Source organism: Sphingobium sp. LSP13-1-1.1 (assembly GCF_040676415.1).
Classification (GTDB): domain Bacteria; phylum Pseudomonadota; class Alphaproteobacteria; order Sphingomonadales; family Sphingomonadaceae; genus Sphingobium.
In genome coordinates, this window is record NZ_JBEGHU010000094.1 from 1 (window position 1) to 255 (window position 255).

Consider the following 255-nt stretch of genomic DNA (forward strand, 5'->3'; position numbering starts at 1 on the left):
AACTCAGATATTTCTCTGCGCCGGTTGCACCAACACGGATATTGAACGAACCGTTATTGCTGTCTCGGTATAGGAATGGGCCGCCTGTGCCGGGGAAGGTCACATTAGGAACGGTGATGCCGCCAGTGAACGTGCCGCCTGTCAGATCGGCTTTTGTCGCTGGATTGAAATTGCCTTGGTGAAAGACCTGATTGTTCGGGCCAACGGTGATGCCGCCTGTTGATGGAAAGCGAATGTCGCCGCCGCCAGCAGTCT

Annotated in this window: 1 protein-coding gene; it reads right to left on the reverse strand. The window is 54.9% G+C overall.

The annotated features are described in order from the left end of the window. Nucleotides 1-255, reverse strand: a 255-nt coding sequence (locus MRBLSP13_RS22525; RefSeq protein WP_363756712.1) for a hypothetical protein, incomplete at both ends; no start/stop codon positions are given.